The sequence below is a fragment of the Streptomyces sp. PL-29 genome (genome assembly GCF_058344425.1).
Genome location: NZ_CP136996.1, coordinates 5,471,179 through 5,487,316, shown reverse-complemented (window position 1 = coordinate 5,487,316; position 16,138 = coordinate 5,471,179). Strand labels below are relative to the sequence as shown.

Annotated in this window: 14 protein-coding genes and 1 pseudogene; 13 read left to right on the top strand and 2 right to left on the bottom strand. The window is 67.7% G+C overall.

The features are described from left to right. Positions 1–420 precede the first annotated feature (420 nt). From R4Z63_RS25250 to R4Z63_RS25220, 7 genes are all read left to right on the top strand, one after another. Positions 421–876 (top strand): helix-turn-helix domain-containing protein, encoded by a 456-nt coding sequence (locus R4Z63_RS25250; RefSeq protein WP_037915106.1) that lies wholly within the window; start codon positions 421–423, stop codon positions 874–876. 254 nt (positions 877–1,130) lie between these two features. Further along, complete coding sequence (locus tag R4Z63_RS25245; RefSeq protein WP_384446712.1) at positions 1,131–1,658, top strand: M48 family metalloprotease; 528 nt, start codon at positions 1,131–1,133, stop codon at positions 1,656–1,658. Then, positions 1,655–2,845 (top strand): MAB_1171c family putative transporter, encoded by a 1,191-nt coding sequence (locus R4Z63_RS25240; RefSeq protein WP_384446714.1) that lies wholly within the window; start codon positions 1,655–1,657, stop codon positions 2,843–2,845. The genes R4Z63_RS25245 and R4Z63_RS25240 overlap by 4 nt, the downstream gene beginning before the upstream one ends. Then, positions 2,842–4,032 carry a cytochrome P450 family protein gene (locus tag R4Z63_RS25235; RefSeq protein WP_384446716.1) on the top strand — a complete coding sequence of 397 codons (1,191 nt, stop codon included), beginning with the start codon at positions 2,842–2,844 and terminating at the stop codon, positions 4,030–4,032. Before R4Z63_RS25240 ends, R4Z63_RS25235 begins: the two co-directional genes overlap by 4 nt. 277 nt (positions 4,033–4,309) lie before the next feature. Beyond that, complete coding sequence (locus R4Z63_RS25230; protein WP_384446718.1) at positions 4,310–4,972, top strand: hypothetical protein; 663 nt, start codon at positions 4,310–4,312, stop codon at positions 4,970–4,972. A 197-nt stretch (positions 4,973–5,169) separates the two neighbouring features. Then, positions 5,170–6,705, top strand: coding sequence for an ISL3 family transposase (locus R4Z63_RS25225; protein WP_491522594.1), 1,536 nt, complete (start codon positions 5,170–5,172; stop codon positions 6,703–6,705). A 39-nt stretch (positions 6,706–6,744) separates the two neighbouring features. Continuing rightward, positions 6,745–7,113, top strand: coding sequence for a flavin reductase family protein (locus R4Z63_RS25220; RefSeq protein WP_384446722.1), 369 nt, complete (start codon positions 6,745–6,747; stop codon positions 7,111–7,113). On the opposite strand, the gene R4Z63_RS25215 is transcribed toward R4Z63_RS25220, so the two are convergent. Next, on the bottom strand, positions 7,014–7,595 hold the full coding sequence (locus R4Z63_RS25215; RefSeq protein WP_384446748.1) for a hypothetical protein: 582 nt from the start codon (positions 7,593–7,595) through the stop codon (positions 7,014–7,016). The two genes, R4Z63_RS25220 and R4Z63_RS25215, sit on opposite strands and share 100 nt — an antisense overlap. A 548-nt stretch (positions 7,596–8,143) precedes the next feature. Here R4Z63_RS25215 and R4Z63_RS25210 point away from each other — a divergent pair. The 5 genes and pseudogenes from R4Z63_RS25210 (at position 8,144) to R4Z63_RS25190 (ending at position 11,312) form a co-directional block, all read left to right on the top strand. Then, entirely contained in the window at positions 8,144–8,545 is a 402-nt protein-coding gene (locus R4Z63_RS25210) for a GntR family transcriptional regulator (protein ID WP_384446724.1), read from the top strand. Continuing rightward, positions 8,542–8,694, top strand: a pseudogene (locus tag R4Z63_RS25205) (ATP-binding cassette domain-containing protein); the annotation flags it as partial. The gene R4Z63_RS25210 and the pseudogene R4Z63_RS25205, both read left to right, overlap by 4 nt. Before the next feature lie 125 nt (positions 8,695–8,819). Further along, on the top strand, positions 8,820–9,440 hold the full coding sequence (locus R4Z63_RS25200) for an ATP-binding cassette domain-containing protein (protein ID WP_384446726.1): 621 nt from the start codon (positions 8,820–8,822) through the stop codon (positions 9,438–9,440). After that, on the top strand, positions 9,437–10,099 hold the full coding sequence (locus R4Z63_RS25195; RefSeq protein ID WP_284575206.1) for an ABC transporter permease: 663 nt from the start codon (positions 9,437–9,439) through the stop codon (positions 10,097–10,099). The genes R4Z63_RS25200 and R4Z63_RS25195 overlap by 4 nt, the downstream gene beginning before the upstream one ends. Positions 10,100–10,715: 616 nt before the next feature. Beyond that, positions 10,716–11,312 carry a PP2C family protein-serine/threonine phosphatase gene (locus R4Z63_RS25190; RefSeq protein WP_384446729.1) on the top strand — a complete coding sequence of 199 codons (597 nt, stop codon included), beginning with the start codon at positions 10,716–10,718 and terminating at the stop codon, positions 11,310–11,312. 94 nt (positions 11,313–11,406) lie between these two features. On the opposite strand, the gene R4Z63_RS25185 is transcribed toward R4Z63_RS25190, so the two are convergent. Beyond that, positions 11,407–12,810 (bottom strand): hypothetical protein, encoded by a 1,404-nt coding sequence (locus tag R4Z63_RS25185; RefSeq protein WP_384446731.1) that lies wholly within the window; start codon positions 12,808–12,810, stop codon positions 11,407–11,409. A gap of 160 nt (positions 12,811–12,970) precedes the next feature. Between R4Z63_RS25185 and R4Z63_RS25180 the strand changes: the two genes are divergently transcribed. Further along, positions 12,971–15,877, top strand: coding sequence for an N-6 DNA methylase (locus tag R4Z63_RS25180; protein WP_384446733.1), 2,907 nt, complete (start codon positions 12,971–12,973; stop codon positions 15,875–15,877). Positions 15,878–16,138: the final 261 nt, after the last annotated feature.

The window sequence follows — 16,138 nt, the reverse complement described above, 5'->3', positions numbered from 1 at the left end:
GCCAGCCGTCCTGCGTGCGTCGTACGCGTCGGTCGTGCGTCTCGTCGGGTCGCGGACCGGCTCACCCGCGCACCGGCCCGGGCCGGCGACACACCCGGCCAGGTGCCGGCGGGCCCGGCCTCCGGCCGATCGCGGCAGTCGGCGAACGGAACGGCGTCGGGCCCGTACCTCCCCCGCGTCGCCACGAGCCGCGGGCGCGGCGGCGGCGCTCCGGGCCGTCGGCCGAGCTCACCCCCGTGAAGCTCGACCTCGACCCGACCGACGCCGCCCCCTCGACACTTCAGTGGCGACGAGGCGTTGGTAACGTACACCAGAGTGACTGCCCGGCGTCAACCAAAGTGTTGCCGGGGCCGGCCCGACGGGCTTCGAGAAACACTGTGGTGGGCAAAGACTCGGCATCACACCAAGGAGGTCGTACACGTGGAGGATGATCAGTCGCCCACCTTCGCCCAACTCCTGGACCACCTCTTCCGCGAGGTGCACCCCCCTTCCCGGGGGCCCTACACCTACGCGGAGGTCGCCGAGGGAATCCGCAAGGCTGCGACCGGAGAGGGGCGCGGGGTGACGGCCAGCGCCATCCAGCAGCTGCGGACCGGCGCCAAGCGCAACCCCACGCGACACACCATCAAGGCCCTGGCCGACTTCTTCGGCGTACCGGCGGGCTACTTCGTCGACAGCGCGGCGGCCGAACGCACCAAGGCGGAGATCGGCCTCCTCGCCGCCATGCGCGATCAGGACGTCCGCAAGGTGGCCTTGCGCGCCAACGGCCTGAGCGTCGACAGCCTGAAGATGCTGTCCACCGTGATCGAACAGGCCCGCAAGCTCGAAGGGCTCACCACCGACGACAGCGCACAGGACCTCAACCTGGACGACTGAGCCGCGCTCCGGGCGGCGATCGCGCGATCGCACCCCGACACGACACGACACCCCCCTGTGGCCGATCATCGGCAGGGGGGCATCAGCCGTTTCCCGGAACAGGACGGCATTCCGGGCCGCACGGCACACCCCCATCAGGACCCCGCCCGTCCCGCGGAGCCGCGAACATGTCAGCATGGGGCGCGCGTACCGGGCTTCCAGGGTGAGGCTCCAACGGCCGACCGACCCCCGACCGGCGTCACCAGAGTGAGGACATGGACCTTGAGCAGCTTCGCGTCACGTGTGAGGCGCGTATCGAGGCACTCCAACTCCCGCACCGCTTCAGCACCCGCGACCTCCGCGACGCCGTGGCCGAACAACGCGGACGCCCCATCATCCTGCGCCCCCTGAGCACCTTGGGCGCCATGGACGCCCCGTGCGGCATCCGCCTGGAGACCCCGGACGCCGACCTGTTGTTCTACGAGGAGGCCACCTCCCCCCTCCACCAGAACCACATCCTCGCCCACGAGATCAGCCACATCATCTGCGACCACCCCGGCAGCCTGGAACTGGACCAGGACACCCTGCGCGCGATCGGGTTCAACCCCACCCTCGTCCAGCGCATGTCCGGCCGGACCAGCTACACCAGCGAGGACGAACGCGAGGCCGAGGTCATGGCCAGCGTCATCCGACAACTCATGTACCGGGGTCGCGAGGGCCCGCCCAGCCGGCCCGCCAGCGGCGCCGAGAGCTGGGACGCGCTGTTCGCCGAGCCACACAGGAAGAAACGCCACCGGAAATGATCAACATCCTCTTCACGGGCACGTCCGTCGTGCTGCTGTGCTTCGCCGCCTACTGGGTGCGAGGACGCGGCGGACACCGCCCCACGGGCACCTGGGCGATGGCGGCGCTTCTGACCTCGTTCGCCCTCGCCTTCGCCTCTTACGCCCCCGCCGTGGAACGCGCGGTCGAATCGGTGGTCCCCCACGTCGCCCGACTCCTCAGCAACACCTTCACGCTGACGGCGGCCACCTCGGTCCTCGCCTTCCTCTTCCAGCTCAATCTGGACCGCGAGCGGGCCCACCGGCAGATCCGCCTGCGCGTCATCGCCCTCGCGCTCTCCGTCGCCGGCATGACCGCCTTCTTCGTCGCCGAACAACTCACCGGACGAAACCCGGTGTTGTACGCCTGCTACGTACTCATCTACATCTCCTACCTGGGCTACACGGCCAAGGACTTCCTGCTGCAGACCTGGGCCCAGTCCAAGCGCTCGACGCGCCGCAGTCAGCGTTGGGGCCTGCGCACGACCTCGGTCGGCTGTGGCTTCGCCCTCGTCTACGCCGCGTACAAGCTCTTCGCCCTGGTCTCCATCGGCCTCGGCCTGGGCCTCGTTCCCGACCACGCCCGGTGCTCGACGCCGCTGACCCCCTTCCGCTGCACGTTCAGCGTGACCGCGCCCGCCGTCGCGGTCCTCCTCATCACCGTCGGACTCACCCTCCCCGCCCTGCTGTGGCCGCTCAGCCGGCTGCGCCGCCGCCGCTGGGAGCGGAACTCGTTCACCGCGCTGGAACCCCTGTGGCGGGAGGTCACCTCGGCGGTCCCCGAGGTCGTCCTCGACCCGGAGAACACCGGGGCCGACGCCCACGACCTCGACTTCCACCTCCACCGCAGGGTCATCGAGATCAACGACTGCGTGCTGGCCCTGCGCCGGTACCGTCAGGCGTCGGTACGGGACGCCGCGGCCGCCGAGGCCGCCCACCGGGGCACGGCCGGCACCCCCGAGGGCGACGCCGAGGTGGAGGCGGCAGTCATCGCCGCGGCCGTCGCCGCGAAGCACGCCGGAGCCACTCCCGCGGGTGAGGAGGCCCCGCCCGCCGCCGGCACCGCCTCCCGCAAGGGCGACCTCCAGGCGGAGACCGCATGGCTGCTGCTCGTGGCGGACGCCCACGCACGGCACCGGGCGCCCGAGCCCACGGGCGCGGCCTCGTGACCGCGCCGCGCCGGGACCCCCTGCGCGACCCGCGCTTCTTCGCCGACCCCTACCCCACCTACGACCGGCTGCGCGAAGGCTGCCCGGTCCGGCGGATCCCCACCGGCTCCGGCGGACACCAGGCGTACGTGATCACCGGCCACTCCGAGGCCCGCGAGGCGTTCGCCGACCCCCGCCTGTCCAAGGACACGGCCCGCTTCTTCGCCGACCGCCCGTCGAACCGCGACCTGCACCCGGCGATCGCCCGCACCATGCTGGCGAGCGACCCCCCGGCGCACACCCACCAACGACGGGTGGCGACGCGGCTGTTCACGACCGGCCGCGTCCGCGAACTGCGCCCGTTCATCACCCGGGTCGTGGACGGCCTCATGGCCGCGTGGCGACCGGGGGCGGACATCGACCTGGTGGCGGACCTGGCGGTGCCCCTGCCGGTCACCGTCGTCTGCGAACTCCTGGGCGTACCCGAGGCCGACCGCACCGCCCTCGCCGACTGGTCCCACGCCCTCTTCGACGCGACCGACACCGACCGCGTCGACGCCGCGTCACACCGGATCGGCGACTACCTCACCGACCTCGTCGACACGGCCCGCACCGCCCCCGGCGACGGCCCGCTCCACTCCCTCCTGCGCGACTGCGACGAGGGCGGCCTCGACCGGGACGAGACCGTCTCCCTGGCCGCCCTCCTGCTGGTCGCCGGTCACGAGACCACCACCCACTTCATCGGCAACGCCGTGCTGGCCCTGCTCCGGCACCCGGAGGCGTTCGACCGCCTGCGCCGGAACCCGGACCTGATCCCCGCCGCCCTCGACGAACTGCTCCGCTTCGACTCCCCGGTGAGCGTCGCCACCTTCCGTCACAGCACGGAGGACCTGAGCGTCGGCGGGATCGACATCCCGGCGGGCTTCCCGGTGCTCATCGCACCCGGGGCCGCCAACCGCGACCCGGCGGCGTTCCCCGACCCGCACCGCCTCAACCTCGACCGCGACGCCGGCGGCCACCTCTCCTTCGGCCACGGCATCCACCGCTGCCCGGGCGCCCCCCTGGCCCGGGCCGAGGCGGACATCGCCCTCCGCACCCTGGTGACCCGCTTCCCGAACACCCGCCTGACCCTCCCCGAGGAATCCCTGACCTGGCGCCGAACCCGCCTGACCCGCGGCCTGACGGCCCTCCCCCTCACCCTCGCCTGACCCACCCCACCCCACCCACGGCACCCGCCCCCGACCGGAACCCGTGCGGGCTCCACACGCCCCCATCCACCGGCCCAGCCTCCCCGCCCGAGGCTGGGCCCCCTCATGCGCCCCCGCCCATCAGCGCCACCTCCCAGGACCTCGTGTGCGGCTCCGAGGGCAAGCTCGGCACCCTGGCCGACGGAGCCGCCGCCACAGCGTCTTCCACAAGGGCGGTAATCACCGGAAGTGGGTCAATGACACCTGTACGAAGAGCTGCTGAGAGGAGGAGGCTGATATGAGTACGGGAAGATGGCTGTGGGTCTGCCTACAGCGCTACGCCGTGACCGCAGCTCTCAGCTGGGTGGCGGCGGCCCTCGCGCTGCCCGTTCTGGGCGACGACCCCTTCTGGGCATCCTTCGGTGCCGGGCTGGGAATGGGGCTGATCGTGGTGCCGCTCCTGACGGTCGTGACCATGTGCATCCTCGTCCCGCTGGCCGGTCGGCGATTCGAGCCGCCGACCGACGGTCCCTTGCGGATCCGCGGCGGCTGGCTGATCGTCCTGCCCCTGGTCCTCCTGCTGCCCGTGGCCCTACTCGTGCCACTGCAGTACCTGATCGTGCTCGGCGCGCAGCTCGTGTACCTGGTGCGGGTCCTGCCCTGCCAGGACGCCCGCGACACGGCGGACGTGCTGCGCTCACTCGCCGACCCGGCCGTCCCCGCGGAGCAGCGGGCCCGGATGGCACGGGCTGTGGCGGGACTGCAGGGCAGGCCGGTCGTCGAAGCCCTGGTGCAGACCGCGGCCGACGCAGAACCGGAGGTCGCCACAGCGGGCCTGGAGACCCTCTGCACCATCTGGCAGCGCGCCGGAGTCGTCGGCGAGGACCTGCTGCTGAAGCTCGACCCGCAGGCCCAGGACCGCGTCCGGGCCCTCGGCGTCAGGGTGCGCAGCCCTTGGTGAGAACGGCAGCGCTCCGCCGCGCATGACTCTCCGGGTCGGGCCCGGCTGCTTTGAGGAGGCCCGGCACATCTTCGGCAGTGCCGTAGGCATGGGCGAGCTGAGACCATTCCGTCATAGGGCTGATCAAGGGACTGTAAATCGTTGGGTCTGTTCCGTAGTCGGTGGTGACGGTGAGTGCTCACCTGTGATCATCGAGCGTGCATGATGCGAACGCGCTTGTGGGAACGGTGTTTTCGGGGTTGTCGGCGTTGGTCATCGAGGATGTGGCGGACGGTGGCGAGACAGTCCAGGTTTCGGCTCGGACCCGGGATGTTCCCGTTCCCTGTCCGCTGTGCGGGGTGCTGACGGGAAGGGTCCACGGGTATCACGGCCGGACGGTGCGGGATGTGCCGGTCGACGGCCGACAGGTCGTGGTCCGAGTGAGGATACGACGGCTGGTCTGCCCGGTCCGGGACTGCGGTCGGCAGACCTTCCGAGAGCAGGTCCCCGGGCTCCTGGAACGGCATCAGCGCCGCACCACACGTCTGACCAGCCAGCTCTCCGAGCTGGTCAAGGAGTTATGCGGCCGGGCGTCCGCCCGGCTCACCCGTTCGCTGGCCGTGCCCGTGTCGTACGCCTCCGCCCTGCGACTGCTGCGGCGGGTGCCCTTGCCGGGGGTGCGGATCCCGCGGGTGATCGGGGTCGACGACTTCGCCCTGCGGCGCCGGCACAGCTACGCCACGATCATCATCAACGCCGAGACCGGCCAGCGGATCGAGGTACTGCCCGGCCGCGAGGCCGCCACCTTGGAAGCCTGGCTGCGCGAGCATCCGGGCATCGAGGCCGTGTGCCGGGACGGATCGGCCACCTACGCCGAGGCGATCCGCCGAGCCCTGCCCGACGCAGTCCAGATCAGCGACCGCTGGCACCTGTGGCACAACCTCGCCGAGGCCGTCCGCAAAGAAGTCTCCGCCCACAGCATCTGCTGGGCGAAAGCCGGCCCGCCCCCGGCCGAGGGGAGACAGGCCGCCACCACCCGCGAGCGATGGCAGCAGGTCCACGCCCTGCGCGAGCGCGGAGTGGGCCTGCTGGAGTGTGCACGGCGCCTGAACCTGGCGCTCAACACCGTCAAGCGCTACGACCGTGTCGCCGAGCCCGAGCGCCTCATCCGCGCCCCCAAGTACCGGCCCACCCTGGTGGATCCCTACCGCGATCACCTGCGCCAACGGCGGCTGGAGGACCCGGCCGTGCCCGTCACCCATCTCCTCCAGGAGATCAGGGATCTGGGCTACACCGGCAGCTCGAACCTGCTGGTCCGCTACATCAACCAGGGCCGCGTCGAGGCCGACCGGCCAGCGCTCTCTCCCCGGCGCCTGGCCCGCTACCTGCTCACCCGCCCCGACCGCCTCAAGGACCATCAGCGGGAACGTATCGAGGCCGCCCGAGCCGCCTGCCAGGAGATGACGGCTCTGGCCGACCTCATCCACCGCTTCGCAGCGCTACTGGATCCCGCCGACGGCAATGCCGCTCTGCTGAGCACCTGGATCACCGCGGCCCAGGCCGAGGACCTGCCCCACCTGCATGCCTTCACCCGGGGGCTCGAGAAGGACCGCGCCGCAGTCGACGCCGCCTTCACCCTGCCGCACCACAATGGCGGCACCGAAGGCGTCAACAACAAAACCAAGCTGGTCAAGCGCCAGATGTACGGCCGCGCGAGTTTCCCTCTCCTCCGCCACCGCATCCTCCTGGGCTGACCACACCCTCCGTCACCACCGACTACGGAACAGACCCGGGTGAGCGGTCGATTCGGGATTAGCATTCTCGACTGGGCCCGGCAAGATCTGTGTTCCCGGTTCTCGCGCGGTGCACAGCGGGACCGATTCACCAACGTCGATCTCCTCGGGACCGAGGACGTACCCCTGTTGCGGGATTCACTTCACGCCCTCGCCTGTACGGTTCAGAAGACGTTCTCATGCGCGGATCACACACTGGCCCTCGGTTCGCCGTCGCGCATCTACGGAACGGGGCGTGAAACGCCTCTGGTACTGCACGGACGCGCCCTTCACCGGCTGCCGCGAGCCGGCGAGGCCGCTCCGGGGGAGGTACTGGACAGCAGTTTGGCCCGGAGCTCCTTGCGAGTGGACACGCCCAGCGCGTCGTAGAGCCTACGGATTCGTCGGTACATCGACCGCTCTGAACAGTAGTAACGCCTCGCCATCTCGCCGACCGGCACCCAGTCACAGAGCATCTTCATCAGTTCCTCGTCTCCGTCGGGGACGAGGTCCTCGCGTGGGACCGGATCGGCGTGAGCTGGTACCGCAGTGCGGAGCGGATCGTGGTCCGCGCCTTCCGCGCCGGCGAGAGCCCCGCGGTTGTGCCGGAGTGCGGCGGCATGCTGCAGCAGCAGCCCCTGCAATACCCTGAGCGACTCGGAAGGATGAACGAGGAGATTCAGAACCCAGTTCGCTCCGCTCTGGATCGCCAAGTGCGTCTGCATTCCGGACGCGTCCGCAACGACCCCGACGATTCCCGAAACTGGGTTGCTCGCGGCAACCTGTGCCACCACGTTTGCATGCTGAGGCGTGAACACCGGAAGAGCGACGAAGGCGTCATCACACTGTTCCATCGCGTCCATGTCGTCCACGTACTTCCATTGCAGTAACTCCGGGGACGCCCGGTCGTAGTACGTGTCGCGTAGTCGCTGCAGCGAACGGTGCGCAACGATGATCGTGAATCCCTTGCAGGCAGCAGTCGAGCCCTGCCCTCCCATGAGAGCCCCCCGTGTGCACTTGAGTAAGGTTCCCGAAATCGGAACCAACTCGATCCACCATCGATCTCGGACGATTCGTCGCTGCCGCGACGCAGAACGATTGCCGGATTCGCGTTCGTACAGGACTGCACCTCCCGTTCAAGATCGCTTGAATGGCCGGACACTGGATGGCCGAAACGTGCGCCGGGAGCAGCGGCTGCGACCTGAAGAAGTGCACGTCGAAAGACATCTCGTCGCGTCGGTGGCTGATCTGCGGTTCACCAGCACCTTCGACGGTGTAACGGACGGGTGTACCGCCGAGTAGGCCGGGGCGGCGGGCCGTCCGCTTATGGCTTGATCATCCCTCGCGGGGGTCAGTTGGCTTGCCTGGTCGGGCCACCCTCACTACAGTTCTACCGCTGTCTTAGTAGTTTAGGGATGACATGCTCGACTTCCACCTCGACCGCCGGTCGGGCTTGCCGACATATCTGCAGCTCGCACGCCAGGTCGAGCAGGCCTTGCGCCTAGGCATGCTCAAGCCCGGCGATCAACTCCCCACGGCCAAGGAGGTCGTGGGCCAACTGGCGATCAATCCGAACACTGTGCACAAGGCGTACCGCGAACTGGATCGCATGGGCCTCGTGGAAGCGCGTCCCGGCAGGGGAACGTTCGTCCTTCGAGGACTCGGAGGGACGGCGGCCGAACGGCGTCCGGAACTGCGGGATGAGCTCGTGCGCTGGATCGATGCCGCCTTCGTCGGCGGCATGGAACCGGCCGACATCCATGCGCTGTTCGATGCCGTGATGCGGGCGAGACTGAACCCGCGGGAAGAAGGACCGGAGTGAACGAAGAAGCCTTGAAGGCCGAGGGCCTCGGAAAGCTCTACAAGGGGCGCTGGGCGTTACGAGACCTGACCTTCACCATCCCTGCCGGTCGTATCGCCGCACTCGTCGGCCCCAACGGCGCCGGCAAGAGTACTCTCCTGCACCTGGCCGCCGGACTGATTGCGCCGAGCGCGGGCAGTGTCCGCATCTTCGGTGACGAACCGGCCGAACACCCTGCGGGCCTGGCCAGACTCGCCTACTCGCCCAAGACAAACCCCTCTACCCTGGCCTCACCGTGGAGGAGACCCTTCTTCTGGGGGCACGCCTCAACCCCGTGTGGGACGACGGTCTCGCCCGAGAGAGGCTTGAAGGGCTCGAAATTCCCCTCCGGGCCCGCATCCGGCAGTTGTCCGGAGGCCAGCGGACCCAAGTCGCGCTCGGCGTCGCGCTGAGCAAGCGCGCAGACCTCCTTCTCCTCGACGAACCGATGGCGGACCTGGACCCTCTTGCACGGCACCAGGTAATGCAGTCGCTCATGGTCGCCGTCGCGGAGACCGGCATGACGGTCGTCATGTCCTCCCATGTACTGGCCGAACTGGAGGAGGTCTGCGACCACCTGCTGCTGCTCAGCGGTGGAAAGGTCCAGCTGAACGGTGACATCGAGGACATTCTCGACGAGCACGCGATGCTATCCGGATCCGCCAGGCTGACGGCGCTTCTCGCTGAAGGGGTGCACAAGGTCGTACAGACCTCCACCGACGATCGAGGAGTCTCCGCACTGGTCCGCCTTGGGACCCCCGTCACGCAGAGCGGAGTTACCATCCGCACCCCGCGGCTCGAGGAACTGGTTCTCGCCTACATGCGGGGACCTGGGGGCGCTACCGGACGAGAGCACCGGATGGAGGAGGTCCGATGACATGGCTCGCCTGGCGGCAGCAGCGCCCCGTCGCGCTCGCGCTGCTCGCGCTACTGGGGTGTTACGCGACCCTGGCGGTCTGGGAACGCAGCACGTACCCGCAGATGCATGGCGTGACGGCCGGCCTGTCACAGTACCTCTCACTGTTCCTCGGCCTCTTCGTCGGCGCACCCGCGGTGGCGCGTGAGTTTGAACTCGGTACGCATCGACTGGTGTGGACCCAGACCATCACCCGCCGTCACTGGTACCTGACCCGCCTTGCCTGCGCGACGCTCATCTCCCTGGTCAGCGTCGCCATGGTGACCGCCCTGGTGACATGGGCCACGCAGCACCCGGCGCTGTGGACCGCTCCGGACGTGGATCCTCTGAGCCCGGTGTACTTCGATTCCCACGACCTGGTGCCGTTCACGCTCGCCCTGGCCCTCGTGGCGCTCGGCTTCGCCACCGGCGTGCTGTTCCAGAAGACCGTGGTGAGCATGGGCACGGTACTGGTCCTGTGGATCGCCATCACCTCTGGCGGCCCGGCACTCCGTACCGAACTGCAGGAGGCCGACGTCCTCACGGGTTACTGGCCCTGGCAGTTCGCCTATGGAGGGGCCCTAATCCTGCTGGCGGCCACACTCACCCTCGTGGGGCTGCGCCGACTCACCCGCCGATAACCCCCTCCCGCGACGGCGGCCTCTACCGAGGCCGCCGTCGCACAGCGTCACACACCCCTACTCATTCACGAGGCGCACACCCGTGCCTCACTGCCCAGCACAGCATGAACGAGAGATCCCACACACAGCGCTCGCTCCCAACTGCGCGCAAGTCCCATCGCACCTGACGGCCACTCAGGATAGGCGTCATTCGTGCGTCACGAAGTCGTCGCGGCCGCGGACGGACCGCCACCGAAGCTCCGGAAACCGCAGCTCAGCCACTGTTCTCCACGTCCACCTGCTGCAACCACCCAAACAGGTCGAACCGACGGCCCTTCCCAAGAAAGCGCAGGCCACAAGCCCTATCGGACCGGCTCGAGAACGGCAACACACTCCACGTGCGACGTCATCGAAAAGCTGTCGGATTGAGCAGGTCTCGGAAAGGGCCAGGCCAGAGGCCATTTCTCGGCTCGTTATCCCGTCTACAGGAGGCCAGAGCGTCAAACGAGCGTCATGACGCACAGCACATCCCTCCTCTCTGGGACGGAACAGGTTGCCACGGCCAAGTGCCCCAGCAGGGCCCATTCGCTCGGCAGGCGCTATTGTGGGCTTTCGGGCTGACCGGCTGGCGCACCCGATGAAGGCGGGCCCTCTGCAATCCGTCACCCACCTCGACAACCTGGTCGCACGTCTCGACCGGGGCGAGGGCTGGACGGTGGAAAACACCCACCAGGACTCCAGCATCATCGGCGCGACCTGCCTGTACGCCGTCTACGACCCGGCGTCCCAGCACTGCACCCTCACCCGCGCCGGGCACCCCATGCCCGCGATCGTCAGCCCCGACGATGACGTGAACTTCGTCGACCTGCCCTCGAGATCGCCGCCCGGCCTCGGCGGCATGCCCTTCGAGATGGTCGAGCTTGAACTGGCCGAGGGCACCCAGCTGGTCCTCTACACCGACGGCCTCGTCGAGGACCGGCAGCACGACATCGACACCGGCCTGGACCAGCTCCGTACCGTCCTGGCCTGCGCCGGCCGGGCCCTGGAGGACACCTGCGAGGCGCTCCTCGACGCCTTGCTGCCCACCTGCCCGAGCGACGACGTGGTTCTCCTCGTCGCCCAGCTCACCGCACGCTGGGGACCCGCTACACCTCCGACGGCAAGATCATCTGGACCGAACAGCCACTGCCCTGACGACAGCCGCCCCACCTTGGCGTCCATGACCCAGCCGTGATCCACGGCCCCCCGGCCCCACCTCCAAGGCCCCGCCACCCACGTCGACTTCCCTCCCGCACGGAAGGCCCGGCGACCGTATGCAACGGGACCCCCTACGGCCTTGGTTTGCCTTCCCCGCCACGAAGTGACGACAGGACCAGGCGCCCGTACCGAGTGGTAAGTACTGCCGCTGTGACGGCGATCGAGAGGGCGAGCGCGATGTACAGGTGTGCCACGGAATGGTCGTCGAGGACCTGCAGGATGCCGAGCGCCGTACCGAGAGGCAGGCCGAGTATGGTCAGGACGCCCAGCGCTCCGCTGATTTGCTGGCTCTCCTGCGTCTGTACGAGCCTGCTGTAGTCGGCTGCTTCGGCGAGGATCTCGTTGAATCTCACGGGCAGCCGGTGCTGGTTCTGGAAGGCGAGCAGCAGATCGTTCGCCGTGCCGTGGGCAGTGAGGTGCTGCCGCCAGTAGGTGCTGCGGAAGACCGCGATGTTCCTCTCCAATGCCGAGAGGCGACGTGCCGGTCGGGGTGAGAGGAATATCTCGGAGAGCTCGTCGGTGAGCTCGTCGATGTGATCGCGTTGCAAAGCCCCTAGGAGCAGAGCGTCGAGATAGACGGTACGGGAGTGCAGCGCACCGTAGGCGAAGAAGTCACCCTCCCCTGTATCTGTCCGGTGGCCGAGGAAAGCGGTCCCTTGACGCAGTACCAGGGCGCTCCAGTCCGCCGAGATCCTGACCGTGTCCTTGAGCTGCTCACCAGCGGTCTCCGGCGGCAGGGGGAAGTCCTCCGGAGTGGAGCGTGACGCCAACTGCCACAGCCAACGGTCCGCGGTGGCGGGCAGTTCACCTTCGAGGCCGACGCGAAGGGCCGGGGTGTGCTGCGCCGCAGGGCTCAGGAAGGCGATGGTGTAGGGCCGGGCGTCGAAGGACGGCGCGTCGGCCGCGCGAAGGTCGGCGACCCCGTCGAGCAGCCGGGCCGGGTCGAACGGTCCGGAGAGCGGTGCGTCGGCTTCACGCGGCAGCCGCCCGGCCAGGGCCCGCACCACGGGCAGCAGGGGCCTTTCCACCGTGAAGTGCAGAACAGCGAACGCGTGTTGGGGCTTGCGGGCCGTGGCCGCGCGGAGCAGTTCCATACCGAGCAGACGCATGCCGTCGTGCTTGACGTCGAGCGGCAGGTGCCAGCGGCAGGGTCTTCCCGGCGCCCCGTACAGCGCACGGGCGGAAGCGCGAGTGAAGTACGTCGACCGTATCCGGGCGTCGGTGCTGCGGTTGCCCATGTCGAAGGGGAAGGGCCCTTCCGACCACTCGGGGACGCGCAGCAGCCGTACGGGCAGCACGACGGTCAGCTCCTGGCGCGCCCCTGTGATGTCGTCGAGCGGCGGAACGCCGGCGGTCATCGTCTGCTCGGCGGCGCCGGCGTCCTGGACGATGAAGACAGGACGGGTCATCATCCCGCCCTCGTCGCACTGGGCCGTCGGCTCCTCGCAGCGCGCTCGCGCATCGCCGTGCTCCACGATTCTCCTCTTATGTCCCTCGGTCGTCCCTAGCTGACGCGGGTCCCGCCGCACAGCCACGGCGCAACAGCCGGAACGCAGACTATCGCGGACCCCTGCGAAGCGACGGCGACCGGCATCCCGCCGCCGTCGGACGGCAAAGTCGGATAGCCTCTGCACCGTGCTTTCACGTGAACTCCAGAGCAGGATCGACCGGTTGTGGGACGCTTTCTGGTCGGGCGGTTTGTCGAATCCGCTGGAGATCCTGGAACAGATCACGTACCTGCTGTTCATACGGATGCTCGACGTCCGGCGTACTTCTCAGGAACGGGACGCCGCTTCCGCCAGCGCACCGATCGACTCCGTGAGTACGCCGCTGCTGAACGAACGGCTGCGCTGGTCACGCCTGTTGGACGAGGCGCCGCAACACATGTTCGCCACGGTCCGCGACGAGATTTTCCCCTTGCTTCGTACCTACGGCAACGACAACCCGGAATTCCTCGGGCACTTCGCTGACGCGCGCTTCAGCATCCCCACACCTGGATTGCTCGCAAAGGTTGTCGACACGCTTGAGGGCGTACCCCTCGACGCGGTGGGCATCGGCGGCGACGTGTACGAGTACATGCTGGGCAAAGTCGCGAAAGCGGGCCACAACGGGCAATTCTGGACGCCGCGGCACATCGCCCAGCTCATGGTGGAAATGACGGCTCCCCAGCCCGGAGAGGTCATCTGCGACCCCGCATGCGGGGGTGCCGGATTCCTCGTCGCGGCAGCGGAGTACGTCAACCGGAACCGGCCCGAGACGCCGGAGGGGCCAGCCCGGCACGAGCTGGCCGGCGAAACCACGTTCCAGGGCTTCGACTTCGACACCACGATGCTGCGAATCGGCTCAATGAACATGTGGCTCCACGGGGTACAGAGCCCAGACATCCGCTATCGCGATTCGCTCGCGCAGAACACGGTCGAGGACAGCGGGCGGTACTCGCTGGTCCTCACCAACCCACCCTTCGCGGGCAGCCTCGACTACGACGCCGCTGCTGACGATCTCCAGCGAGTCATCCAGACGAAGAAGACCGAGTTGCTCTTCGTCGCCCTGGTGCTGCAACTGCTCAAACCCGGCGGGCGGGCGGCGGTCATCGTCCCGGACGGTGTTCTCTTCGGCTCAACCAAGGCCCACAAAGAACTACGAAGAATCCTTGTCGAGGATCACCGAATCGATGCCTTGGTGAAACTGCCCAGCGGTGTGTTCAGGCCCTACGCAGGTGTGTCCACTTCGATCCTCTTTCTGACGAAGACCAGCGGCAGGGGCACGGACAGCGTCTGGTTCTACGACGTCACGGCGGACGGGCGGAGTCTCGATGACCGGCGCACACCGCTCCTCTCCCCGGAAAAGCTCGGCCCGACCCCGAGCGAAAGGCTTGATCGGTCCGAGCACGCCAAGAACAACCTTCCTGACGTAGTGAGCCGCTGGCTGCTGCGCCACACGAGCGAACGCGGCCGCAGGCCGAGCGAACAAAGCTTTCTGGTTTCGAAGAAGGAGATCGCCAAGAGTGGCTACAACCTTTCCCTGAACTACTACAGGCAGGCCCACGAGACGAAGGAGCTGGCTCGAGACAGTGTGCGGCTGGGGGACTTCGCCGAAATCTACGGCGGTTCGGTCGCAGCAAGGGAGACGGGTCCAGCAGCGCCCTCGGGCGACCCGGACGTGCGGAGAAGAGTGTTGCAACCTTCTCTGCTGGCCTCCCATCTCTGTCCTGTCGAGACCCTTCCAGTGCGCAAGGACCGGCGCGAGCCCCGGTGGAGGCTACGAGAAGGCGACATAGTCGGTCGCGACCTGGCGAACGTACGGCACTGGACGATTCTCCCCGCAGAATATGAGGGCGTGCAGCCCGGCCAGGGCCTGATGGTCATTAGGCCCCTGGAACATCCAGTCCCTTCCGAATATCTCGCCACCTACCTTTCGAGCCCTCAAGCAGAGCAGCAGATTAAGCTTTACGGTGTCATACCTCGCATCAGGCGCGCTGACCTCGCCGATATCCGTGTCCCGACATGTGAAGGAGACTTCGAGGAAGTTCGTACATCCATCGCACGACTCTCAGAGGGGCAGGTCGAGTCGGACAAGATCCGGGACCAGCTTCGCGAAGCCCGGCTGCGTATCTTCGAGAAGGGATCGAGCAGCGAGCGTCGTGCGAGACTCGACGAAGCGGCGGAACTGAGTTCGCTGATCGCCCAGAATCTCCGAAAGCAGAGCGAGCCATACAGGATCTTCCAGGAGACGTATCCTTATGGAATTGCTCGGGCCGTGCGGAAGTTCCGGCACAGCACGTCGCCCGCAGAGAAGCATGAGGCTGCCCTCCAGTGTGTGGAGTCGCTCATCCTTTCCCTCGGTATCGTCGCCCATGCCAGTGCCGCGAACCGGGGGCGACAGGATCTACCCGAGATCGTTCAGTGGAAGCAGGGCGTGGGAGGCGGGGGTGTGGCACTGGGACACTGGGTAGCGGTCATTCGAGCTGTAGGAGCAGACGCCAAGGAAATCGGCGATCCCGCGTCCGGGCTGGCTGAGGCCACGACCCAGAAGAAAGGGAAAAAAGGATTGATGGCAGATCTCTCCGCTCTTGTCACCCTGAGGAACAAGATCAGGCACGGTGCGGGGCCGCGAACGCGGGCGGAATTCGACAGGAGCCTGGAAAAACTGGAGCGACTGATGTTCAGCAGTTTGTCCTGGTGTACATTCTTGGCGCGAGCCCGGTGGGTGCACATGGACAGGCTTCGTTGGCTTCCCGAAGTGGGAAAGTTCGAAGTCTCGGGCCTCGTACTCATGGGCGATCACCCCGATTTCGAGCCCATCACTTTCCAGACCGACGTCCCCTTGGTCGATGGCGGCCTCTACATGCTGACGCCGCAGGACGAGCCGGTACAGCTCTCGCCGTTCTGCCTGCTCGAGGACTGTCCCACCTGCCTGACCCCCGAACTCTATTACCCGGACCGGCTCACCGCCTCCACGGCGCTGCTGAAAAGCCTTGACAGGGGGCATGAGCTGGAAAGCGACACCGTCTACGCCTCGTTGCAACCATGGATGCAAGCATGAACAAGGTGAAATTCACTGTCCGCAGCTCAGCCGGCTCGATTCTGAGACGCCTCTAGTTGGCTGCTCGGCCCGACCACTCCCCGATGTGTTCCCGAACGCTAACTACCAGACCGGCGATGCCTAAAATTTGGGAACGCTGCGCGTCCTTGGCCACATCAACGCCCGCTCGACCATAGCCACAGCACACGGCGCCGATATGCTAGACCACGAGCCGTCGCCGGACTACACACGGCTCATGGCGGATGTGATCGCCTCGGGCGC

Bases quoted from the DNA above. Each gene is read 5' to 3' on its own strand.
- R4Z63_RS25245 (WP_384446712.1), top strand. From the start codon at position 1,131: ATGGACCTTGAGCAGCTTCGCGTCACGTGTGAGGCGCGTATCGAGGCA.
- R4Z63_RS25240 (WP_384446714.1), top strand. From the start codon at position 1,655: ATGATCAACATCCTCTTCACGGGCACGTCCGTCGTGCTGCTGTGCTTC.
- R4Z63_RS25230 (WP_384446718.1), top strand. From the start codon at position 4,310: ATGAGTACGGGAAGATGGCTGTGGGTCTGCCTACAGCGCTACGCCGTG.
- R4Z63_RS25210 (WP_384446724.1), top strand. From the start codon at position 8,144: ATGCTCGACTTCCACCTCGACCGCCGGTCGGGCTTGCCGACATATCTG.
- R4Z63_RS25195 (WP_284575206.1), top strand. From the start codon at position 9,437: ATGACATGGCTCGCCTGGCGGCAGCAGCGCCCCGTCGCGCTCGCGCTG.
- R4Z63_RS25190 (WP_384446729.1), top strand. From the start codon at position 10,716: ATGAAGGCGGGCCCTCTGCAATCCGTCACCCACCTCGACAACCTGGTC.